Annotated in this window: 21 protein-coding genes and 1 pseudogene; 4 read left to right on the top strand and 18 right to left on the bottom strand. The window is 32.8% G+C overall.

Annotation, left to right across the window (positions count from 1 at the left end):
- Positions 1-6: 6 nt before the first annotated feature.
- From FBFL15_RS01080 to purH, 3 genes are all read left to right on the top strand, one after another.
- Positions 7-2,184 (top strand): TonB-dependent receptor, encoded by a 2,178-nt coding sequence (locus tag FBFL15_RS01080; protein WP_014082838.1) that lies wholly within the window; start codon positions 7-9, stop codon positions 2,182-2,184.
- Between the two features lie 4 nt (positions 2,185-2,188).
- Positions 2,189-3,352: a 4-hydroxyphenylpyruvate dioxygenase gene (hppD, locus tag FBFL15_RS01075; RefSeq protein WP_014082837.1), complete on the top strand. Its 1,164-nt coding sequence runs from the start codon at positions 2,189-2,191 to the stop codon at positions 3,350-3,352.
- Between the two features lie 210 nt (positions 3,353-3,562).
- Positions 3,563-5,089 (top strand): bifunctional phosphoribosylaminoimidazolecarboxamide formyltransferase/IMP cyclohydrolase, encoded by a 1,527-nt coding sequence (purH, locus tag FBFL15_RS01070; protein WP_014082836.1) that lies wholly within the window; start codon positions 3,563-3,565, stop codon positions 5,087-5,089.
- 421 nt (positions 5,090-5,510) lie between these two features.
- Here purH and FBFL15_RS01065 read toward each other — a convergent pair whose 3' ends face one another.
- The 11 genes and pseudogenes from FBFL15_RS01065 to rplM form a co-directional block, all read right to left on the bottom strand.
- Positions 5,511-5,915 carry a hypothetical protein gene (locus tag FBFL15_RS01065; RefSeq protein ID WP_014082835.1) on the bottom strand — a complete coding sequence of 135 codons (405 nt, stop codon included), beginning with the start codon at positions 5,913-5,915 and terminating at the stop codon, positions 5,511-5,513.
- Positions 5,915-6,079 carry a hypothetical protein gene (locus FBFL15_RS16730; protein WP_158309081.1) on the bottom strand — a complete coding sequence of 55 codons (165 nt, stop codon included), beginning with the start codon at positions 6,077-6,079 and terminating at the stop codon, positions 5,915-5,917. The genes FBFL15_RS01065 and FBFL15_RS16730 overlap by 1 nt, the downstream gene beginning before the upstream one ends.
- Before the next feature lie 132 nt (positions 6,080-6,211).
- Positions 6,212-6,310 (bottom strand): annotated as a pseudogene (locus FBFL15_RS17185) (hypothetical protein); the annotation flags it as partial.
- A 44-nt stretch (positions 6,311-6,354) separates the two neighbouring features.
- Entirely contained in the window at positions 6,355-7,014 is a 660-nt protein-coding gene (locus FBFL15_RS01060; RefSeq protein ID WP_014082834.1) for a hypothetical protein, read from the bottom strand.
- 171 nt (positions 7,015-7,185) lie between these two features.
- Positions 7,186-8,424 (bottom strand): polymorphic toxin-type HINT domain-containing protein, encoded by a 1,239-nt coding sequence (locus FBFL15_RS01055; protein WP_044031980.1) that lies wholly within the window; start codon positions 8,422-8,424, stop codon positions 7,186-7,188.
- Positions 8,425-8,529: 105 nt separating this feature from the next.
- Positions 8,530-9,078 carry a hypothetical protein gene (locus FBFL15_RS01050; RefSeq protein WP_014082833.1) on the bottom strand — a complete coding sequence of 183 codons (549 nt, stop codon included), beginning with the start codon at positions 9,076-9,078 and terminating at the stop codon, positions 8,530-8,532.
- A gap of 108 nt (positions 9,079-9,186) precedes the next feature.
- Positions 9,187-9,843: an RHS repeat-associated core domain-containing protein gene (locus FBFL15_RS01045; RefSeq protein ID WP_044031977.1), complete on the bottom strand. Its 657-nt coding sequence runs from the start codon at positions 9,841-9,843 to the stop codon at positions 9,187-9,189.
- 181 nt (positions 9,844-10,024) lie between these two features.
- A complete protein-coding gene (tsf, locus tag FBFL15_RS01040) occupies positions 10,025-10,849 on the bottom strand; it encodes a translation elongation factor Ts (RefSeq protein WP_014082832.1) in 825 nt (274 codons plus the stop codon).
- 123 nt (positions 10,850-10,972) lie between these two features.
- Complete coding sequence (gene rpsB, locus FBFL15_RS01035) at positions 10,973-11,728, bottom strand: 30S ribosomal protein S2 (RefSeq protein ID WP_014082831.1); 756 nt, start codon at positions 11,726-11,728, stop codon at positions 10,973-10,975.
- A 208-nt stretch (positions 11,729-11,936) separates the two neighbouring features.
- A complete protein-coding gene (gene rpsI, locus FBFL15_RS01030) occupies positions 11,937-12,323 on the bottom strand; it encodes a 30S ribosomal protein S9 (protein ID WP_014082830.1) in 387 nt (128 codons plus the stop codon).
- Positions 12,323-12,778: a 50S ribosomal protein L13 gene (rplM, locus tag FBFL15_RS01025; protein ID WP_014082829.1), complete on the bottom strand. Its 456-nt coding sequence runs from the start codon at positions 12,776-12,778 to the stop codon at positions 12,323-12,325. The genes rpsI and rplM overlap by 1 nt, the downstream gene beginning before the upstream one ends.
- A 507-nt stretch (positions 12,779-13,285) precedes the next feature.
- Between rplM and pgi the strand changes: the two genes are divergently transcribed.
- Positions 13,286-14,929 (top strand): glucose-6-phosphate isomerase, encoded by a 1,644-nt coding sequence (gene pgi, locus FBFL15_RS01020; RefSeq protein ID WP_014082828.1) that lies wholly within the window; start codon positions 13,286-13,288, stop codon positions 14,927-14,929.
- Positions 14,930-15,253: 324 nt separating this feature from the next.
- On the opposite strand, the gene FBFL15_RS01015 is transcribed toward pgi, so the two are convergent.
- The 7 genes from FBFL15_RS01015 to FBFL15_RS00985 all read right to left on the bottom strand — a co-directional run bounded on the left by FBFL15_RS01015 (position 15,254) and on the right by FBFL15_RS00985 (position 23,648).
- Positions 15,254-15,949: an ABC transporter ATP-binding protein gene (locus tag FBFL15_RS01015; protein WP_014082827.1), complete on the bottom strand. Its 696-nt coding sequence runs from the start codon at positions 15,947-15,949 to the stop codon at positions 15,254-15,256.
- A 111-nt stretch (positions 15,950-16,060) separates the two neighbouring features.
- The gene (locus FBFL15_RS01010) at positions 16,061-17,521 is read right to left on the bottom strand and encodes a DUF5687 family protein (protein ID WP_014082826.1); all 1,461 of its coding nucleotides are present in this window, start codon (positions 17,519-17,521) and stop codon (positions 16,061-16,063) included.
- A gap of 437 nt (positions 17,522-17,958) precedes the next feature.
- A complete protein-coding gene (gene rodA / locus FBFL15_RS01005) occupies positions 17,959-19,215 on the bottom strand; it encodes a rod shape-determining protein RodA (RefSeq protein ID WP_014082825.1) in 1,257 nt (418 codons plus the stop codon).
- Between the two features lie 62 nt (positions 19,216-19,277).
- The gene (gene mrdA, locus FBFL15_RS01000) at positions 19,278-21,251 is read right to left on the bottom strand and encodes a penicillin-binding protein 2 (protein ID WP_044031975.1); all 1,974 of its coding nucleotides are present in this window, start codon (positions 21,249-21,251) and stop codon (positions 19,278-19,280) included.
- The gene (locus FBFL15_RS00995; RefSeq protein ID WP_014082823.1) at positions 21,248-21,754 is read right to left on the bottom strand and encodes a hypothetical protein; all 507 of its coding nucleotides are present in this window, start codon (positions 21,752-21,754) and stop codon (positions 21,248-21,250) included. The genes mrdA and FBFL15_RS00995 overlap by 4 nt, the downstream gene beginning before the upstream one ends.
- On the bottom strand, positions 21,747-22,574 hold the full coding sequence (mreC, locus tag FBFL15_RS00990; RefSeq protein ID WP_014082822.1) for a rod shape-determining protein MreC: 828 nt from the start codon (positions 22,572-22,574) through the stop codon (positions 21,747-21,749). Before mreC ends, FBFL15_RS00995 begins: the two co-directional genes overlap by 8 nt.
- Before the next feature lie 45 nt (positions 22,575-22,619).
- Entirely contained in the window at positions 22,620-23,648 is a 1,029-nt protein-coding gene (locus tag FBFL15_RS00985; RefSeq protein ID WP_014082821.1) for a rod shape-determining protein, read from the bottom strand.
- Positions 23,649-24,194: the final 546 nt, after the last annotated feature.

Genomic DNA, 24,194 nt, shown 5'->3' with positions numbered 1-24,194 from the left:
TGAAAAATGTATAAAAAAACATGTAGGTTATTGTTGATATGTTGGATTACAGCTTTAAATGGACAAGAACAGCCTATAATAATGGAAGAGGTAATAATAAAAGCTAGAAAAAAGACAAATAAAGAAAATAAGGAATTTGAAAAACATGCTCAAAGTATAGAATCATTGTCTGAATATGAATTGAATAGAAACAATCCAAATTTTATTGAGCAAAGTTTAAATACTGTTGCTGGAATTCAGGTTGATAAACGCACTGCAATAGGTGGGCAACGCATTGTGATAAGAGGGTATGGCAATGATCAGAAATTTAATAATTGGGGAATTAAAATGTATTACAACAATATGCCGCTTACAAATGCTGACGGAATAACAATATTAGACGATATTGATTTTTCGTTTGTACACGCTATCGATGTGGTCAAAGGGCCAGCTGCAACACTTTACGGAGGTGGTATTGGAGGAGTAGTTAGATTTTACAGCAAAACTCAAAACGAAAATGGTCATTCTATAGAACAACGGACAGGCTTTGGAACTAATAATTTATTTCAATCCAATTTGATTTTTAATTATAACACGAATCAAACTAAAATGTGTTTAAGTTATAACCATTTAGAAACCAATGGGTATAGACCACATGGTGCAAGCCTAAAAAATTTTATAACATATTTAGGTGATTTCAAAATATCCGATTCAGAAAAAATGAATATATATGCAAGCCATAATTTTTCGTTTGAACAAGTTGCGGGTCAAATTTCGTATTCCGATTATTATCAAGGTATAGATAATGGGAATAGTGCTTATATAAAAAAAAATGCGGGTAACAAATTAAAATCTTTACGATTTGGAATTTCGTATGACAATCAGGTTTCAAAAACAATAAAAAACAGCACCACTTTTTTTTATTATAATTCTGATTTTGAACGTATAGCCGCAGGTGCTTTTGAAATAAGTAAAAACACAAATTATGGCATTAGAAGCCAGTTTACTTTTAAAAAAAATATCAATGAAAAATGGCATTATTCCAATGAATTGGGTACAGAAATTCATGTAACCACATCGCTTATATCTAATTATCGCTTTCTTGGTACTGATGACAACAATCCTTGGTTGGTGTCTGATATTACAAAGGCTTCATATTTTAATTATCAAAACCAGCAAATATCTTTTTTTACCAATAACCGATTAGAATACCAGCCCTTGAAGCTGACATTCATAGTAGGTCTAAGTACCAATAATGTAAAATTTAAAAGAACAGATTTGTTAGCTATTCCAGGTTTAATAAATAATTATAATAAAGATTTGTCATTGACAAAGTCGTTCGGATGGAAATTAAATCCACATTTGGCTTTTCAGAAAAAAATCAAAAATCACATCTTTAATTTAAGTTTGAGTTATGGATATAATGCTCCAACTGCTTCAACTGCATTTATTAGTGGCTTAAATCAAACCAATGATCTATTACAAGCCGAGCAGGCTAAAATGTTTGATTTTAGTATTCACGGATTGTTTTTGGACACCAAATTAGATTATCAATTGGCTTTTTATAACATTCAAATCAAAAACAAACTTACACAACTTTCTGGTGTCAATCCAATTGGTGGTACAGCATATCAATATTGGACTAATACAGGAAACCAAACCAACAAAGGTATAGAATTGAGTATGGGTTATATTTTTGAAACTCAATTTAGTAAAGTGATTCAATCAATTCAACCTTTTTTTAGTTTTAATTATAATGATTTTAAATATAAAAATTTCAACACTAAATTTGGTAATTCCATTGTTGATTACACCAATAAAATAGTTGTAGGTACTCCAGACTATAAATTTTCAATAGGATTTGATTTTAATTTGATTAAAAATTTATATGTCAATACTACTTATAGTCAAATGGGACGTGTATATACTGATTTTGAAAATGCTAATTTGGTTCATGGATTTGAACAATTTAACATGAAAATTGGTTACAAAAAAAATTTTTTTAATAGTAAATGTTTATTGGATTTTTATATTGCTGGAAATAATTTAACAAACAAAATAAATTACAACTTTTTATTTCTAGGAAATAATATTAATGACAATGATGTGGGTAACAATTACCCTACTGGAGTAGCAACAGATGTGAACCCTGGCCCGTCAAAGTCGTATTTTTTTGGAAGTTTAAACCTTAAATATTATTTATAATAACATGAAAAAAGAATTAAAATCAGTCGAGTACGGCTTAGAAAAAATATTTGAAGGAGCACAGGACTTCTTACCTTTATTAGGAACCGATTATGTAGAATTTTATGTTGGAAATGCCAAACAAGCGGCTCATTTCTACAAAACAGCTTTTGGATTTCAATCGTTAGCTTATGCTGGATTGGAAACGGGAGTAAAAGACCGAGCGTCTTATGTGTTGAAACAAGATAAAATCCGTTTGGTTTTAACAACTGCTCTAAACAGCAATTCTCCAATTGGTGAACATGTAAAAAAACATGGCGATGGCGTAAAAGTAATCGCTCTTTGGGTGGAAGATTCTAGAAAATCGTTTGAAGAAACTACCAAAAGAGGTGCCAAACCTTATTTTGAACCCGTAGTTGAATCAGATGAAAACGGAGAAGTGGTTCGAGCAGGAATTTATGGGGCTTATGGCGAAACTGTTTTTGTTTTTGTAGAAAGAAAAAATTACAACGGCATCTTTTTACCTGGGTATAGCGAATGGAAATCAGACTATAATCCTGAACCTGTTGGGCTAAAATTCATTGACCACATGGTAGGAAATACCGGTTGGAACCGAATGAATGAAGCCGTAAAATGGTTTGAAGACGTGATGGGATTTGTGAATTTCTTATCGTTTGACGACAAACAAATTACAACAGAATACTCGGCTTTGATGTCGAAAGTAATGAGCAATGGAAACGGAAGAATAAAATTCCCAATCAACGAACCTGCAAACGGGAAAAAACGTTCGCAAATTGAAGAATATTTAGATTTTTATGAAGGCGAAGGCGTGCAACATATTGCGGTGGCAACAGACGATATCATCAAAACAGTGGCAGATATGCGAGCAAGAGGGATTGAATTTTTGAGCACACCTCCACAAGCGTATTACGATGCCATTCCAGAACGATTGAAAGATCACATGTCTAAATTTAAGGAAGACATCAACGAACTTCAAAAACTTGGAATCATGATTGATGCTGATGAAGAAGGGTATTTATTACAAATTTTTACCAAACCGGTAGAAGATAGACCAACGCTTTTCTTTGAAGTGATCCAAAGAATGGGCGCCAGAGGATTTGGAGCAGGAAATTTCAAAGCCTTGTTTGAATCGATTGAAAGAGAACAAGAACTGAGAGGAACGTTGTAAAATAATATTTATATTAAAATAACTAATTAATAAAATTCTAAAAAATAATAACTTGTTTTTTAGAATTTTATTTTTTAAACAATAAACCTAAAAAACAACTGTATCAAAACCCCATAAGTATCAAATTACCAATAACACAAAAAGGCTGTTAATTGATTTGAATTTGTTTACAAAAAAACTACTTTTGCACCTTAAACTCTAACTAGACCAATGAACACAACAAAAACAATTCAATCAGCGCTTATATCGGTTTTTTCAAAAGAAGGATTAGCACCATTAGTACAAAAATTACATGATTTGAATGTAACCTTTTATTCAACTGGCGGAACAGAGGAATTCTTAAAAAGTTTAGGTATTCCTGTTATAGCCGTCGAAGACGTTACAAGCTACCCTTCGATACTTGGAGGTAGAGTAAAAACGTTGCATCCCAAAATATTTGGAGGTATTTTAAACAGACAAGACAACGCCTCGGACGCAGAGCAAATGAAAACTTTTGATATTCCACAAATAGATTTGGTTATAGTTGATTTATATCCTTTTGAAAAAACAGTTGCCTCTGGTGCCAGCGAGTCCGATATTATAGAAAAAATAGATATAGGCGGCATTTCATTAATAAGAGCCGCTGCCAAAAACTTTAAAGATACTGCAATTGTAGCCTCCGTAAACGAATATCCAGTTTTGATGGACATGATTACTGCACAACAAGGTGCTACAACATTAGCCAACAGAAAATTATTGGCCACAAAAGCCTTTCATGTATCTTCTCATTACGATGCTGCCATTTTTAATTATTTTAATGAAGACGAAACCATTTTAAAACAAAGTTTTGACAAAGGACAAATATTAAGATATGGAGAAAACCCACACCAAAAAGGCTATTTTTTTGGTGAATTTGACTCAATGTTCAATAAAGTACATGGCAAAGAATTATCTTATAACAATTTGTTAGACGTAGATGCAGCAGTACAATTAATATCTGAATTTAAAAACGAAAAACCAACATTTGCAATTCTCAAACACAATAATGCCTGCGGATTAGCATCTAGAAACACCATAAAAGACGCATATTTAGCCGCACTTGCCTGCGATCCTACTTCGGCTTTTGGAGGTGTACTTATTGCAAATAGCCCGATCGATTTTGAAACAGCTCAAGAAATTAACAGCTTATTTTGTGAAGTAGTCATTGCACCAAGTTTTGATGAACAAGCCCTCACTATATTATCCGAAAAGAAAAACAGAATCATTTTGATTCTAAACGAAGTCCCATTGCCCGAAAAACAAGTGCGAACCTGCCTAAATGGTATTTTAGTTCAAGATAGAAATACCAAAACAGACGCTGCAACAGACTTGAAAACAGTAACCCATACCACACCCACTCCACAAGAAATAAACGATTTGATATTTGCATCAAAAATTTGTAAAAATACCAAATCCAACACCATTGTGTTTGCCAAAAACGATACATTAATAGCCTCTGGAACAGGACAAACCTCAAGAGTAGATGCCTTAAAACAAGCCGTAGAAAAAGCCCAAACTTTTGGCTTCAATCTACAAGGAGCTGTTATGGCTAGCGATGCTTTTTTTCCATTTCCAGATTGTGTAGCTTTAGCAAAAGAAGCGGGAATTACGTCAGTAATCCAACCTGGTGGCTCTATAAAAGACGAATTAAGCATCAATTATTGCAATGAAAACAATATAGCCATGGTGTTCACAGGAACACGTCATTTCAAACATTAATTATATAAAAATTAAGTCCATGTATAAACTAAAAGGACGTTCACATTAGTTTGGATAAAAAATTTAAAAAACCAAAATTCATTACAAATAAGTGAATTTTGGTTTTTTTTTCTTGATACTGTCCTAAAAAAAGTGAGTAAACATGATTCACTCCAGCTTCAGCCACAGTCAATTGGTCGTGGCTGGTAGAAACTAAATTTATTGGTGCCTCGCCACTACTATTTTCTATAAGTGTCCAGTCTTGTAAAAATTTATCGAGGTTGGCGGTGGTGCCTATTTTGCTGCTTACTCTTTATATTTCAAGGAACTTTTTTTAAAACCACAACTTTTTAGGGTTGTGGTTTTTGGTTTTATTCTCTTTGTGGGCACGGAAAGCATTTCCGCACTATCGACCGTTAGACATATCCGAGCGGTCGGGGTTTTATCCAAAAAAAATTTCATTTGCAAATGTTATATTTAAGCACTTTTGAGTATCTTTAAAATAAAGAAAAAAGTTTTGAGGTATTTCTAAAAATAGAAATGAATAATCTTTGAATGTTTCAAACTTCATTTCATAGCAAAAATCTGTTAAACCATCTCCAAAAACATAAACTTTTTCATTGTTTTTAAGTTTATTATTCGATAGTATATTAAATATAGAATCTATTTTTGTGTTGATTAGATTTTCTATATAATAATTTTCATTCCATTCTATTCCTGAAAATCCCATAGGATAATTACTTTCCAATATTTTAAAGACAAATTCATTACTCTCATGAATTTTTATAATTTTATTATCTACTAAATCTTTCAATTTTTCAAAAAGTTCTTTATCATATTCTGTCATTATCTTTGCTTGATATAATTCTTAATAATATTATTTACCTCTTTTTCAGTTCCTTCAAATGTTATATGCGGACCTTTTTCTTTACCATTCCACACATTAATGTGAGCCCCATTTCTTCCATCATATTCTACTCGAAATCCAGTCTTCCCATCTTTAGACATCATACCAATAACTTTGCCTTTACTAGTTCCAAACTTACCTATAACCTCTACTTCTGCTTTAAAATCACCTTTTTCTTGAAGCCATTTTAGGGCAGCATTTCTTGCTTGATTGAAATCTTTAAAACATGCATTGTGAACTAAAACCCCAAGTTCAGAAACATAATAGTTGTGATTTCCTGCAACTTCAAAGTTATAAACTTTTTCGGTTTTATCCAGTTGCTTTAAAGCAGTAATAAGTACAAAAGAACCATCTTTTAATGTTAGTTTATCGCCAACTATTAAATCTTTGGCTTCACTTTAATAATTTCCATGAAAAAATTAAAATATTCCATATCCAATCTTTCTTTTAATAGGTTACTATTAGTTATAGATATTAAAGGATAATTTAGTTCACACATACAATCCTCAAAACTTTCAATTGATTGCCCAAAATAAAAATGTTGCCCAAAATTTTTTGATAAATAATAGTAAATATCATATTCTTCATAAATTTGACTTGCATCAATTATTAAATCTTTGACATTGACTTTTTTTGGTATCCCAGACCAATAAAAGCAACATAATAAGTATGCTTTTTTTTCATCTGTGTTTAATTTTTCCCAATTTATACTCAAATTTGTCCATTTACTCATAAAGTTAATGACATATTGATCATAACTAACTAACTCATCAATAATTAAATTTCCAAAAAAACCATTTTTATTTTGAATAAAATCTTCAATAATAAAAGAAAAATTATATAACAGACAATCTATACCTTTTGCATTGGTAAAATAAATATCAATTTCTATAATTTCTATATTCTCTAAGCATTTTGCTAATGAATCTTCATTGTTGAAAAATACATCATGAGAAAGAGTATAATTTTTAGCTATTATTAATATGTCATCTGTTGTAAATAAATTAACTCCTTCGGACTTTACTTCTATTTTGATCATCAATTGGATTTTTTAAATTCATGAATTGTATTATAATGATCTGTTGTATAACCATAAGTTTTTGTACCATCAGCATTGGGTCTTTCTAAAATTCTATAAGTATTTCCTGCTGGTCCTTCAACTTCAAATTCTTTTGCTCCTGCCCATTTTCTTTACTTTGTAGTATTTTTTCTATTTTAAAACACTTTTTTGAACTCCATTACCATCAACTCTGGGTTTACCCTTTCCTGCTAACACATCTTGAATTCCTTTATTTATTTCTTTAAATTTTATTGCTAAAAATCCACAATCATTTTGCACCAAAACCCCAAGTTCAGAAACATAATAGTTGTGATTTTGTGCTACTTCAAAGTTATAGACTTTTTCGGTTTTATCCAGTTGCTTTAAAGCAGTAATAAGTACAAAAGAACCATCTTTTAATGTAAGTTTATCCCCAACTTTTAAATCTTTGGCTTCAACCCAGTTGTTGGAAACATAGAAAGGATATTCTGGTGTGCAAACAATTTTTTCGTTACCAACTGAAATTTCAATTAGCTCTTTGGCTGTGTTTTGCGATAACGAAACTACTTCTTTGAGTTCTACTTCACCCGTTTGCTCATTAAACGACCATACTTTATCCCCAACTTGTATTACTTCAATCTTTTTTATTCCGTTTGAAGTTAATACTAAAGTTCCTGTCACAAAGCACAATTGTTTTATTGTGTTTTTAAGGGCGGCCTTCGCTCCATGTTTCTCTATGTCCTTGAGTAATTTTACCATTACTCCACCAGCAATCAACCCTGGTAAGATACCTCCTATATCATTCCCAACATCATATCTTTGTTGGTCTGTTCCGCCACCACTTAATACCGCTTTATAAGCCTCAATTTTATCTTTGGCTACTTTCTCTAAAAAAGCAATTGGATTAGCAGCAATTTGCTTAATAACTCCCATTACTTGAGCTCTATACTCTGAATTTGTTGTTAACTTCCAAGCTTCATTTGCAGTACCCAATCCAGGAATATTATTCAACATTCCATCAATCATCCCATTTGCAAAGGAACTTCTGGTACTCCAACTACCTAGATATTCAGATTCAACTTGTTTGCCATCAGGATCAACTAGTCTTACAGGGTTTAAGTAACAATAAGTATAAGAACTATGGTTAAAAGAATTATATAATCCGTCATTATGCTGACCATCATAATAAAATTGGTCATTCATCACTGGGTTAAAGTCTGCCAACGGATCCACACTCGCCCAAATACTTATCCTCGCATCATAATACCTCGCCCCATAATAATACAAACCGCTTTCCTCATCCAGCTCCTTGCCGTTAAACTTATACGGTGAGTTATGGCTATTTTTATGCTCTTCAATGAAAGTTTCCCCAAAGGCAAAGTACTCGCTGTGTTGCGAAACTTCGCCCACAAAGTTAGTAATATAATTGGAACTTCCAAAGCCCCCCCCAACCCCCGAAGGGGGAGCAAGGAGTACTTAGTTATGAACTGTTTGTTTTAATGTTTCTTTATTCATTTAAATACCACTGCCCGAAAGGGTTAGTGCAACAGCGGGGATATTATCTCCTTCTTCATATGCTTTTTTAAATATTTTTTCAAAATCTGAACAATTATTCTTGATAAACACGTTGTCAATTTCATTATCAAAATTATTATACATACAATTGTTACATTTAAAATCAAATTTAGCTACACCAACTATTTGTTTTTGTCTTAAAAAAACTAAAATATCACAATAAGCATTTAGACATTTATAATCCTCTTTAACCAACTCTTTTTTATTTACAAAAATAGAATTTAATTCATATATAATCTGATTATTTATTCTCTTTCCTTTAAATCCAAAATGCTGGAGATTTAAGTAATCTTTTTTATCAAAAACAGTATCATTATTACATATATTCATGAATTTTGTCGCTCTTGGACTTGTCACCTCACTTCTTACATTGAAAAAATATTTATAATAATAAACTTCGTCAAAATTTATTACAGTGCTTTTTTTACAACTATTAAATAAAATTAATATTAAAAAATAAAATAAAACATTTTTTTTTATACTTTTCATAACTTTTATTTCTTAAATAATTTCATGATGTCATTTTTATTTGGCTTCCAATCCCAATTAAAGGAGTGTATTTTTTTTCCTCCTTTAAACACATTCCACTTCTCTTTTTTACTTCCTCCCATTGCTTGCCGTTCCAATTTCACCATTTTTAGAATACAACACAGGGCCTGAAACACCTACTGTAATGATATTTTGTTTTTCTTTAGATATTTTTAACGCTATTCCTATTTGTTCTTCTCCTGACTTACAACTATGGAAAATTAAAATATTGTTTTCTTTATCTAAAATAGAAGAATCAAATTTATATTTACTAAACCAACTTTTTAAATTCTCAGAATTATAAACTCCCGTATAAGATCCAGACCTAGTACCAGGATAATCAAAAACAGCAAAGTATCCATCCCATCCATGACCATAAACATGAAATGTTCCTGTTTCAAGTTTTTGATTCTTTGCAGAATTAATAATATTTTGATTTACCCTAACATGACTGATTGCATCTAATCTTTCTCTACCTCTTAAACTCTTGTCAATTTGAACATCTTTGTCTACAGAGAAAATAACATTTCTATTTACAACATCTGTTTGTTTACCATTTGGATCAATTAGTCTTACTGGATTCTGATAACAATACCCATAAGTATTAAAATTAAATTGGTTATAAAAACCGCCGTTATGGTCTCCGTTCCAATAAGTGCCATCAAATTGATACGGATCCACACTCGCCCAAATACTAATCCTTGGGTCATAATACCTTGCCCACAAAGTTAGTAATATAATTGCTACTTACAAAGGCTCCAAAGGCCTACTGTGTACCAAATTTATTAGACAGATTGTAAACTAAAGTACAAACTAACGGTATAATTTTATTGAAATGTTTAGTAAAAAAATAAAACCATTTCAAAAGGTATGAAATGGTTTTATTTAAAATGGTTTTGGTATTTGATTAGCCTAACGCAGCTCTTCTAAATCCAGTAACAACTAAATCTTTGTCTAATGTTTTGGCATAAGCCGCAACGCTCAATTTGTTGTCTTTAATATAATCTTGGTTTACTAATGTATTGTCTTTAAAGAAACGGGCTAATTTACCTTTAGCAATATTGTCTAACATCGCTTCTGGTTTACCTTCCTGACGTAGAACGTCTTTAGCAATTTCGATTTCTTTAGCAATAGTTTCAGCATCTACACCATCTTCATTCAAAGCAATTGGTGCCATTGCAGCGGCTTGCATCGAAATGTTTTTGGCTACTTCGTCTGCTCCTTCTATGTTTTTTGATAGGGCCGTAAGCGTTGCAATTTTGTTTCCAGCATGGATGTACGAACCAATAAAAGCACCTTCTAATCTTTCAAAAGCTCCAATTTCGATTTTTTCACCAATAACACCAGTTTGCTCGATTAACTTTTCGGCTACTGTAATACCGTTGTAGTCGGCAGCCAAAAAAGCTTCTTTAGTGTCAAAGTTCAAAGCTAAAGCAGCAAAATCAGTAGCTAATTTTACGAATCCTTCGTTTTTTCCAACAAAGTCTGTTTCGCAGTTCAAAGACACTACAACTCCAACAGTTTTATCAGCATTTACAGCTGCAATAACAGCACCTTCAGTAGATTCTCTGTCTGAGCGGTTAGCGGCTACTTTTTGTCCTTTTTTACGTAAGTTTTCGATTGCCAAATCAAAATCTCCTTCTGCTTCAACCAAAGCTTTTTTGCAGTCCATCATTCCTGCACCTGTGATTGTTCTTAATTTATTAACGTCTGCAGCAGTAATTGTTGCCATATTTTTTATAATTTAATTTAAAGATTAAAAGATTGAAAAATTTAAAAATTTAAAAAACAAAACTCCATTTAAAGGCCGTAGTTTTTCAAAACTTAAATCTTTCAATCTTTAAATTTGTTTGATTTATTCTTCTGTTGCAGGAGCTTCAGTTGCTACTTCGGCTACTGTTTCAGTTTCTTTTGCATCAGCATTTCTGTTAGAAAGTCCGTCAATTACGGCAGCTGTTACAAGAGATAAAATTTTGTCGATTGATTTTGAAGCATCATCATTGGCTGGAATTACATAATCTACCTCACGTGGGTCAGAGTTTGTATCTACCATAGCGAAAACTGGAATGTTTAATTTTTGTGCTTCTTTTACTGCAATATGCTCAGCTTTAATATCTACAACGAACAATGCAGCTGGCAATCTTGACATGTCTGCAATTGAACCTAAATTTTTCTCTAATTTTGCTCTAAGACGATCTACTTGTAAACGTTCTTTTTTAGAAAGTGTGTTGAATGTACCATCTTTTTTCATTTTATCAATAGAAGACATTTTTTTAACGGCTTTTCTGATAGTTACAAAATTGGTAAGCATTCCGCCAGGCCATCTTTCTGTAATATAAGGCATGTTTGCAGCTTTTGCTTTTTCAGCTACAATGTCTTTGGCTTGTTTTTTGGTAGCAACAAATAATATTTTTCTACCAGATGCAGCAATTTTTTTCAAAGCTTCGTTGGCTTCTTCAATTTTTGCTGCAGTTTTATATAGATTGATAATGTGTATTCCATTACGCTCCATATAGATGTAAGGAGCCATATTTGGATCCCATTTTCTAGTCATGTGTCCAAAGTGAACACCTGCGTCTAGTAATTCTTTTACTTCAACTTTGTTTGACATTTTTTTTACTTAGTTTACGTTCTGTTGATTAGCAATGTTCCGTTTTGGATTTGATGTTTTAAAAATTTTGATGTTTCAAACTTTTTAACCCCGGTTTCATTTAGATGCTAAACTAATTCCTACCTCGGTAGGCAACAACAACATTGTTTTTAAATTTTTTAAATTGCTTTTTAAAAGGTTTAAAACCTTTATAAAATAGCTGAAAATATTAACGTTTAGAGAATTGAAATCTCTTACGAGCTTTTTTCTGACCGAATTTTTTACGTTCAACCATTCTTGGATCTCTTGTTAATAATCCTTGTGGTTTCAAGATGGCTCTATTTCCTTCGCCAACTTCACACATTGCTCTGGCAATTGCCATACGAACAGCTTCTGCCTGACCTGTTGCTCCACCTCCATAAACATTTACTTTTACATCAAAGTTACTTACGTTTTCTGTCATAGACATTGGTTGTAATACTTTGTATTGTAAGGTAGCTGTTGGAAAATATGTTGCAAATTCTTTTTTGTTTACAGTGATTACTCCTGTTCCTTCCGAAACGTAAACACGTGCAACAGCGGTTTTTCTTCTACCGATTTTGTGAATAACTCCCATTACTTAAGATCATTAAGGTTAACAGTTCTAGGTTTTTGAGCCGCTTGTTTGTGCTCTGAACCTACAACAACATTTAGGTTTCTAAAAAGTTCTGCTCCCAATTTGTTTTTTGGCAACATCCCTTTTACTGCTTTTTCTACTAACAATGCAGGGTTTTTGCTTTGTAGTACTTTTGCAGTCAAAGTTCTTTGTCCTCCTGGGTAACCTGTATGACGCATGTAAATTTTGTCATTCATTTTTGTACCTGTAAGGTTGATTTTTTCTGAGTTGATAACTATTACGTTATCTCCACAGTCCACGTGGGGGGTATAGCTTGGCTTGTACTTGCCTCTCAAAATCATAGCGACTTTTGATGCAAGACGTCCTAAGTTATGACCCTCAGCATCTACAACTATCCACTCTTTTGTTACAGTGGCTTTGTTTGCTGAAATTGTCTTGTAGCTTAATGCGTTCACAATAAATTTTTTTAATTAAACATTCCATTCCAAATTCGACTATGCGAAATTCGGACTGCAAAAGTACATTATTTATTTTAAATACAAAACCTATTTTTATTTTCTTTTTTTATTGCTTTTCAACGAGTTACCTTTTTTTATGATGCCATTCTAAAATTGCACTTAGGATACAGCTGTTTTTAAATGTAATTTACTGTTTATTTTCCAATTCAATACCTCTTTAAATCGCCGCATTTGCCAGCCTTTTGATGACTTTTTATACCTCATTTTCTAGCCACCGATTGTAACTACCCCGATGGTGCTTTGTATTGTAGTGCAATGGTTTTATTATCCATTTACACAAGGTTTTTGGATTGGTTTTGGATTTTCGATTTGGTTCAAAAAGTACAATTTTAGCCTCTTTTTTAATCACTTTTTATAGCAAATAGATTTTAATGTCGTTTCATTAAGAGTTAATTTGTAAATTTGCATTTCATAATACAGCAACTATTATAAAAAAACTAAAAAATGGCATTACAAAACACCAATCCAACACAAACGAGTGCTTGGCAATTATTAGAACAGCATTTTCAGGAAATGAAAACTATTTCAATGAAGGAAATGTTTGCAAGCGACCCCGACAGATCATCAAAATTCCACATCCAATGGGATGATTTTTTGATAGATTATTCCAAAAATATTATAAACAGCAAAACCATGCAACATTTGCTGGATTTGACAAAGGAAGTACAGCTCAAAGAGGCCATAGACCAATATTTTGAAGGCGGAATTATCAATAAAACCGAAAACAGGGCTGTTTTGCATACGGCTTTGCGAAGTACCGAAGCCGAAGCCGTTATGGTAGATAATCAAAATGTACTTTTGGAAATTGCGGCCGTAAAAGCTAAAATGAAACAATTTTCAGACGATATTATTCTTGGAAATAAAAAAGGATATACCAATCAAAATTTTACTGATGTAGTGAATATTGGAATTGGAGGATCTGATTTAGGGCCTGCAATGGTTGTCGAGGCTTTGCAATTTTATAAAAATCATTTGAATGTTCATTTTGTTTCAAATATAGACGGTGATCATGCACAGGAAATTATCAAAAACTTAAATCCAGAAACCACTTTGTTTGTTATTGTTTCTAAAACGTTTACAACTCAAGAAACTTTAACAAACTCTGAAACCATAAAAAAATGGTTTTTGCAAAAAGCTTCGCCAGAAGATGTTGCCAAACATTTTGTGGCGGTATCAACTAATATTCAAAATGTAACTTTATTTGGAATTCACCCCGATCATATTTTCCCAATGTGGGATTGGGTTGGCGGACGCTTTTCGTTGTGGAGTGCCGTTGGTCTTACAATAAGTTTGGCTATTGGTTACAATCAATTTGACAATTTATTGAGCGGTGCTCATAAAATGGACCAACATTTTAAAAACACCCCATTCGATCACAACATACCCGTAGTTTTGGCCTTAATCAGTGTTTGGTATAACAACTTTTTTGGAGCAGAAAGTGAAGCCATTATTCCTTATACGCAGTACCTTCAAAAGTTGGCTCCTTATTTGCAACAAGGAATTATGGAAAGCAATGGCAAAAGCATTGATAGGAATGGCAATGCTGTAACTTATCAAACAGGAACTATTGTTTGGGGAGAGCCTGGCAGCAACTCGCAACATGCTTTTTTTCAATTGATCCATCAAGGGACAAAGCTGATTCCGTCTGATTTTATTGGATTTGTAAAATCGTTATATGGTAATGAAGACCACCACAACAAACTGATGTCTAACTTTTTTGCTCAAACCGAAGCCTTGCTCAATGGCAAAAATTATGATCAAGTTCAAGCAGAATTTTCTAAAAATGATTTTGCTACTGGCAAAGCAGCTTTTTTGACACCTTTCAAAATTTTTGAGGGAAACAAACCTACAAACACTATTTTAATTCAACAACTAACACCAAGTACTTTAGGAGCTTTGATTGCTATGTATGAGCATAAAATATTTGTTCAGGGTATCATTTGGAATATTTTTAGTTATGACCAATGGGGTGTAGAACTTGGCAAACAATTAGCCAACTCTATTTTGTCCGAAATTGAAACAGGTAAAATAAATGCACATGACCATTCGACTGCTTTTTTATTGGATTATTATTTGAAAAATAAATAAATTTTTAAATGTAAATACTACAAATAAAGCAAATACAAAATATATTTACAGATAAAGGGTGGCCAAAAAAGTTGATTTTTTTATACTTTTAGGCCACCCTCTTGTAATGTCAAACCGATATCAAAACATTATACCAAATATACATATAAAATAGTCCAATCTACTTGTTCTTTTTTGCTAAAATTATCCAAAAAAAATAGTTCCGTAGCCCAGCTATGCAACGATTTTTTTTGAAAATTTTCTCTAAAAAATAACTACGCATCTTTGGACTATTTTATAAATATATTTGGTATTATTTTCGTATAAACAATTGACTATCAATAGTTATACCGCAAAAAATTGTTCTAATTCTGCTAACGTTTCCGAAGTAGTTTGGATGTCTTTTACAATAACGCCTTTGTTGAGGGCTACAATTCTGTTTGAAACTTCTACGGTATGAGTCAAATCATGGCTAGATACTAAAACGGTAATATTGGGATTGTCGGCCAAGTCTTTGATGATTTTTTTTAATCTAAATTGGGTCGAAGGATCCAAATTTGCAAAAGGTTCATCAAGCACAACCACTTCTGGTTTGCCCAATAATGTGGCTACAATACCTATTTTTTTCATATTGCCTTTAGAAAAATCGCGAATATATTTTTTGCTATTTAATATTTCGTTGTTAAAAAAATCTTGAAATTGATTCAAATCAGTATCAACATCAGATTTTGTCATGCCTCTTAATTCGCCCACAAAATAAAAATACTCTTCGGGAGTAAGGTAATTAATTAAAAAACTTTCGTCTAAAAAAGAAGTAGTAAATGGCTTCCAATCTTCTGAAATAGCTACCTTAACATTGTTGTTAATGATATGTCCTGTTGTGGGTTTGATAAGATCCAAAAGAAGACTAAAAAATGTAGTTTTTCCCGCACCATTATTACCTACAAGCCCAAAGCTTTCTCCTTTTTTTATTTCTAATTGTGCTATATTCAATACCGTAGTACCGTTGTATGTTTTGGTTAAATTTTGTATCTGTATCATCAATTTGTAGTTTGAATGGATTAATGTTTTTTTAAAAATGGAAATTAATTATTGAATTTATTAAACTTTTTTTTAGTCTTTTATTGACACAAACGACTTGTTGTAGCGGCATTATGATTTTTTATAAGCACTAATTGTACTATATTTTTCTGATTGGTACACTTTTTCAATTTGAGTAAAAACCCTATTTCTAAGTGCAAAACCTAATATTCCAGCAAATGCCACTAACAATAAACCTGTGTTTGCATCAAATAAATACAAGCCCAAGGCATACAACAGTATGGGAATTAACATTTTTGGTATAGAGATGAGCAAGGTTTGTACATTAAAAGCTTTTTTGTCGCCAAAAGCCCCTTTAGCTGCAGCCAAATCGATAGGCGTTTTAGTATAGGCACCCGCAAAAAGCACAAGATGTGAGTTGATACCAATATTGTAGATAGCTCCCGCAACTATACACCAATAAGCATGCATGCCAAAATAGATATATCCCGAGGCAACTATCGTACTGAATGTAGTTGCTATAACAATAAGCCACCATTTTGAGGTTAGATAGGCTCGATAAGGAATGTTTTGTGTCATCATAAACGAATAATGCTGACTATCCCAGCTTGGAACAAACTGTCCGAAAGTAAACAAAAAACCACCAGAAACAAAGAGGCCTGCAAAAATGTGCATAATTTGAGGTTGGTTGGCGTTTTCTCTAAAAAATAGGATGCCATAAAACAAAAACAAAATGCTCATCATGACGGTTGTTTTGGACCGTTTATTGCGTTTGATCAATCGAATATCATTTTTCAAAAATGTACCCAAATGTCCAAATTGGTCCAGCCATTTCATGTTTTCGGTAGTTGCATTGGCTACTTTTGTTGCTAAACCCGCATCTAAATACAATTCTTTTTTGTAAAAACGAAAGGTGTATCGATACAAGAAAACAGCCAAGCCTAAAGGCAACAAAAACAATCCGAATTGGTTAAAAAGAGCATCAAAAAAAACTTGAGTATAATTTGAAATAACAAACACTTGATAATATTCCAATGCCACAAGGGTAGCCACAACAGCGAAACAATATGTTAGAAAAGTGGTACTGTTGTCTAATAAAATATTTATAAAATTCAAGCAATAGATAATGGCCATAATAGCCAAATGCCAAGCCAAAACTTGCCCTACGGCATACCCCTCTACAATTAGAACAATAGAAAATGGAATAAAAAACAAAGCATGTAACCAATTGAAAAACGACACCATGGTTTTGCCAATGGCATAATGAACAATACCGTTTTTATTGAAAGGCAATGTTAGTAATTGTTTGATATGCACAACGGGCATTTTTTGTAAACCAAAACGAAACACTAAATCGACCAAAAGATAATAAATCAAATATTTATTAACCATAAATAAGGGGTTTAACCCATTTTGTTTTAGGGCATAATAAGCCCCTATTCCCATCAAAAGCAGCAATGCACCATACACAAAAGCCATACAGATTAAAAAAATACTGTAAGCTACATTTTTAGTAAAAGAAGCCGACCTGCTAAAAGATTTCCACTCGAGATAAAGTAATTTTTTGTACATACGAAATACTTTTTTCTATTTGTACGTAAGAATCTGAAAAAGTTACAAATTTTTAAGTAAAAAAAAGCATTATTGATTATTTTAAGCTTTATGCCTATCGGTAACTAGTGCTTTTATGTTTTGGAAAAAAAATCTATACAGTGTCTGCTGATTTACTACTAATTAGTTACTATATAAAACATTACATTGATAAAAACAATGTATAGTGCAAAACAAAATGCTAAAATAAATTAATACCAAATATACCTATAAAACTAGCTGATTGCTAATATTACCGCATTTTGCGTTAGGGATAGCAGTGGAAATCCTTTTTTTGGGAGGGTGCGGGCTTTTTCTGCCCGTGCCCGCCCAAAAAAAGATTGCAACGGATAGCCCGACCCTTGTGGTAACGCCCAAAATATACGCTATTGATTGGGTGCTTTATTTAGAATTGAGCCTTAAAATATTTTTTTAGCATCCATTTTCAAAAAAATGAACAACAAAATAGTAAAGCCCCATAAGCCAGATCCACCGTAGGAAAAAAACGGCAATGGAACTCCAACAGTTGGGAAAATACCCAAAACCATGGCGATATTTACAAAGGTGTGTATAAATAAAATGCCCGCAACACAATAGCCATATACCCTACTAAATTTGGTTTGTTGTCGTTCGGCTAAGTATAATATTCTAATAATTAGCACTACAAATAAGCCAATAACAAGTACACAACCAAAAAAACCCCACTCTTCGCCAACAGTTGTAAAGATATAATCTGTATGCTGCTCTGGTACAAAACCGCCTTTGGTTTGTGTGCCTTCAAGGTATCCTTTGCCAAACCAGCCTCCAGAGCCTACTGCTATTTTTGATTGATTGGTATTGTAACCAATTCCTTTCATATCGACTGCTTTGCCCAATAAAATATTGAAACGGTCTCGATGGTGTTGTTTGAAAACATGGTTAAACACATAATCAACCGAAAATACATAGCTGGTTACTGAAAATAATAATATGGAACTAAAAATGAGATTTCTGTTGATTTTACGGCTTTTGACATAATGGATAATCAACAATAGCAATACCGCCAGCGAAATATAAATAGGCTGAAAAACCAAAGCACATACGAATAATAGGATGGCTAAAAAACCTATTTGCAAATACCAAGTGGGCAAACCTTCTCTGTACAATACAAAAAAGAAAACAAAATAGATCATAGCGCTTCCTGGATCTGGCTGGGGCAATATGAGTAATACGGGCAAAAATACAATTGCCAAAGCTTTGATTTGGCTGTCCAATTTTTTTAAATTGATTTGGACATCGCTCAAATATTTTGCTAATGCTAATGCGGTTGCTGCTTTTGCAAATTCTGAGGGCTGCAAAGTAAAACTACCAATCCCATACCAACATCTTTGTCCGGCAATGGTTTTGCCAAAAACAAAAAGGCCTAGTAATGATAATAAAGAAACTACATAAAGGATACTGGTATATTTTTCATAAAAACGAGATTCTACAAACAGCACCATCAAAATTATGGGTATAGAAAGTAAAATAAACATCAATTGCTTGCCATACAACTCCGACAAATCGAAGATAAAAGTTTCTTCTAAAGGCGTAGTTAAGGTGGACGAAAAGATATTCATCCATCCCATGATGACCAATACAAAATAAATGGATACACAAATCCAATCAATATTACCAATAACATTTTGATTTCTCATGAACTTTTAATTTTTGTATGGTCAATAATTTTTAAGAGTACAAACTAGGTGTCGTTTTGGTGTTATGGATTCCCTAAATCTAATTCGGCATCTACGGTATTAGGTTTGGGCTTATCGGCAGGTTTTACTGCGGGTTTTGTTTCAGGGCTTGTGTTTTTTGGTACTAATGGTTTAGTAGTTTCTTTTTTTATAGTATCGGTTGGTTTATTTTCATAACGGTTATAAAGTGGTTGCAAACTGGTATTGAACATGCGTTGCTCTAATCTGGTAAGGGTTATTTTCTTTTTGATGTATTTTTCTATCATTAAACTCACAATTGGCCCAGCAATATTGGCTCCAAACCCTCCATTTTCAACAAAAACGGCAATGGCAATTTTTGGATTTTCCATGGGTGCAAATGCTACAAAGATAGAATGGTCTTGTAATTTTACACGTCGTCCATAAATTTTGGCATAATTTTCTGCAGTTCCTGTTTTTCCACATATATTAATACCAGGCACTCCAAGTCCGTGAGCTGTTCCGTGGTTATATACATCGAACAAACCAGAAATTACGGGATCAAAATATTTTGGATCAATACTTGTTTGGTGTTTGGTTCTGAATTTTATGTCGATCAATTGTCCTTCAATATTTTTAATAATATGAGGTGTATAATAATAACCTTTGTTGGCTACAGTAGCAATCATATTGGCCAATTGTATAGGTGTAGTCAAAATTTCGCCCTGGCCGATAGAATTTGAAACAATAGTAGTTCCGCCCCAACCTCCGTTTGGATACACTTTTTTATAATAAGTGGCATCTGGCACATGCCCTTTTCTACCGGTTGGCAAATCATATCCCATAAATTGACCTAAACCAAAACTTTTTACATGATTGCTCCATATATCAACAGCTTTTGGTGCTTTATATTTGCCAATAGTTCGCAAATAAGCATTTGCAAAATAAGCATTGCATGACCTATAAATACCATTGTGCAATTGGTGTGGACCAGAACCTCCATGACATTTCATAAAATGACCTCTACCCAAGCCAATTCCGTGGTGGCAAAAAAATGTTGTTTCTTCATCGATTACTTGCTCCTGAAGTGCCACAAGCCCTGTAAGGATTTTGAAGGGCGACCCTGGTGGATACTCTGCCAAAAGTCCACGATCGTATGTTGGTTTTGCCAACGAATCGTTATACAACATGGTGTAATTTTTGGACCTTTCTCGTCCTACAAGTAAAGCTGGGTTATAAGAAGGAGCTGTTACAAGAGCCAATATTTCGCCCGACTTGGGGTCTATGGCTACTATACCGCCTCTTTTATTTTTCATAAGAGCTTCGCCATATTTTTGCAATTCAATATCAATCGTAAGTTTGATGTCTTTTCCTTGCACGGCAACGGTATCAAACTTGCCCTCTTTATAAGATCCTATTTCTCGGTTGTATTTGTCTTTTTGAAGGTATTTAACGCCTTTTACACCTCTCAAAATTTCTTCATAACTTTCTTCAACACCTTGTTTTCCAATCAAATCGCCACTTTTATAGTAGGGTTGTTTGGAAATAATTCGTTCGTTTACTTGCGTAATGAATCCAAAAACATTGGCCCCAACAGCCACTTGATAATCTCTTAATGAACGCTTTTGAATTTCAAATCCTGAAAATTTTCGAGCTTTTTCTTGAAAAGCTGCATACTCTTGTTTGTTCAATTGTGGCAAAAATACCGAACGCAACATGGGACTATACGTTTTGGCTTTTTCCAGCTTTCGCAAAAAATCTTGTTTTGTAATATGCAACAAATTACACAATTCTAAAGTGTCTATTTCCTTTACATATCTTGGAGTTACCATAATATCATAAGAAGGCTGATTGGCAACAAGCAATTTGCCATAACGGTCATAAATATAGCCACGTTCAGGGTAATTATAATTGATTTTTATGGCATTATTTTCCGATTTTAGTTTAAAAGAATCATCAATAATTTGTAAATAAAAAATTCTAATCAAAAGCAATACCGCAGCTCCAATAACAATAGCGGGTAGTAACATTTTTCTCATCTCTTATTTGGCTTTATTAAATAAATAATACATATATTTATTATTATTGTAAATGCAGCAGTCAATATTGTTTTGTAAAACAGCTCCCAAAGCAAATAAAAGCTAAACAATTCTAATATAAAAAACACCAAGTGGTGTATCATTACAGCTAAAAGAATAAATGAAAATCTTTCGGGCGAAAGGACATCGTTGAGCCTAACGGTTTGATATTCATAACTCAATCCAAATGCGGCTTTAAACAACCATGGTCTAATATAGGCTAATACAAGACAAGCTGATGCATGAACCCCTCCTGAATTTGAAAACAAATCCATAAAAACACCTAAAGCAAAACTTGCCAATAAAAGGCCATTCCGATTGCTATTTACTGGATATAAGATAATGAATAAAATATAGGGATATGGATTTAAAAAACCGCCCAAATTTAAACGACTACAAATCACTTGTTGCACGGCAAGAAGCAGCACAAAACGGGCCATATTATGTAATACAGTACTATTCATTTTTAGTAGTCTTGGCTTCTAATGATTTTTTTTCTAAACTTACTGCTTTTTTTATTACATATACATGTCCTAAATTGGTCATATCATTAAACAATTTGATATCTAATGTAAAATAATTGGTTTCATCATCTGTATATAATTTTTCTACTATACCAATATTGACATTTTCAGGAAAAATATCTGATTGTTCGCCCGTAACAATGGTGTCGCCTTTTTTTACAGAGGCCAATCTTGGAATATCCACTAATTGTACAAAACCTGTATTTTCACCATTCCAAGTTAATGTGCCAAAGTGATTTGATTTTTTTAACTTGGCATTTATTTTAGAATTGACGTTCAAAATACTTTGTACAGTTGCAAAATTAGCAGATGTATTTTCGATGATTCCAACAATGCCTTGGTCGTTTACAACTCCCATATCGGTTTTGACACCAATTTTTTGTCCTACATTCAAGGTCAAATAATTTTCTTGTCGGGTATAAGAATTATTAATAACCTTGGCCAAAATAACATCTGTATGATGAAAGCCACTTAAATTTGGGTTGATAATGGGTACAACAGTATCTTTCTTATTAAACAACAGCATTTTCAATCGGGCGTTTTCTGCAGCAAGTGCCTGGTTTTGACCACGAAGACTTAAGTATTCGTTTAGTTTGCTCAATTCGTTATACACATTTCCACTTACAAAATTGGCCGAACTGATTATTTTACTTTTATGATAGGAATGAGATTGAATGGTAAAACCCAAGCCAGTACTTAATAGCAACAAAAACAGTAAGTTATTACTGTTTTTAATTAAAAAATTTACTATTTGCTGCATCTTTGTTCAATCTAAATGATAAAATAACCCATTGTTATTTGAAAATTATTTAATTAGAATATTTTTAAATTTGGCTAAACCTTTTAAGGCAATTCCTGTACCTCTCACAACGGCTCTTAATGGATCTTCGGCAATATAGACAGGTAAATCTGTTTTTAACGAAATTCGTTTATCTAAACCTCTCAACATCGAGCCTCCACCGGCTAAATAAATACCTGTATTGTAAATATCGGCTGCCAATTCTGGTGGTGTTTGGGATAAGGTTTCTAAAATAGCATCTTCAACTCTTTGAATCGATTTATCCAATGCTTTTGCAATTTCTCTCGACGAAACATCAACCTGTTTGGGTTTGCCGGTTAGCAAATCTCGTCCTTGAACAGACATATCTTCTGGTGGCGAGTCCAAATCTTCGATGGCGGCACCAATTTCTATTTTAATTTTTTCGGCTGTACTTTCACCAACAAATAAGTTGTGTTGTGTTCGCATGTAATATACAATATCATTTGTAAACACATCGCCCGCAATTTTTACAGACTTATCACACACGATACCTCCTAATGCTATTACAGCTATTTCCGTTGTTCCGCCTCCAATATCTACTATCATATTGCCTTTGGGTTGCATGATATCGATTCCAATACCAATTGCGGCAGCCATGGGCTCATGTATCAAATATACTTCTTTCCCATTTACACGCTCACACGATTCTTTTACGGCTCGCATTTCTACTTCGGTTATCCCAGATGGAATACAAACTACCATTCGAAGTGCGGGTTGGAACATCTTTTTTTGTAAAGCGGGTATGCTTTTGATAAGCATTTTTATCATTTGTTCCGAGGCATCAAAATCGGCAATTACCCCGTCTTTCAATGGTCGGATGGTTTTAATATTTTGATGGGTTTTTCCTTGCATCAAGTTGGCTTCTTTACCAACAGCAATTATGGCTCCCGTTTCTCGATTTCGAGCTACAATAGACGGGCTATCAATAACAACTTTGTCGTTGTGAATAATTAAAGTATTGGCTGTACCGAGGTCTATCGCAATATCTTCGGTCATAAAATCAAAAAATCCCATAATTTTATAAGGGGTTAGTATTCATATTATTTTTACGTGCAAAGATATATAAATTAAAACTACAATCCGACAATTTTTTTGTTGCTAATTTTAGATTTTATTTGTTTTAAAGACATAATGCTAAAAGTACCGATAAAATCAATCTTATTTTATTTTTTTATAAAAATCATTTTCATAGCGTTCTTTTTATTTTGATAATTTTCATTAAACGTTAAGTGTTTATTTTATACCAAATATACATATAAAATAGTCCAATCTACTTGTTCTTTTTTGCTAAAATTATTCAAAAAAAAATAGTCCCGTAGCCCAGCAATGCAACGATTTTTTTTGAAAATTTTTTCTAAAAAATAACTATGCATCTTTGGACTATTTTATAAATATATTTGGTATTAAATATTTTTTTTAAAATCCTATCTAGTCATTATACGAAGATGTATATTTTTGGTATGATGTGGTATCTATTTAAAAACGAGAGCCTGATATATTGTTATCTGCACTAATGGTTTAAATAAATGTTGTAAAAAATTTAAAATCAAATTGTTAGGT

It is taken from the genome of Flavobacterium branchiophilum FL-15 (assembly GCF_000253275.1).
Taxonomy (GTDB): domain Bacteria; phylum Bacteroidota; class Bacteroidia; order Flavobacteriales; family Flavobacteriaceae; genus Flavobacterium; species Flavobacterium branchiophilum.
Note: the sequence above shows the minus strand (reverse complement) of the source record. Positions and strands in the feature narration are given on the sequence as shown.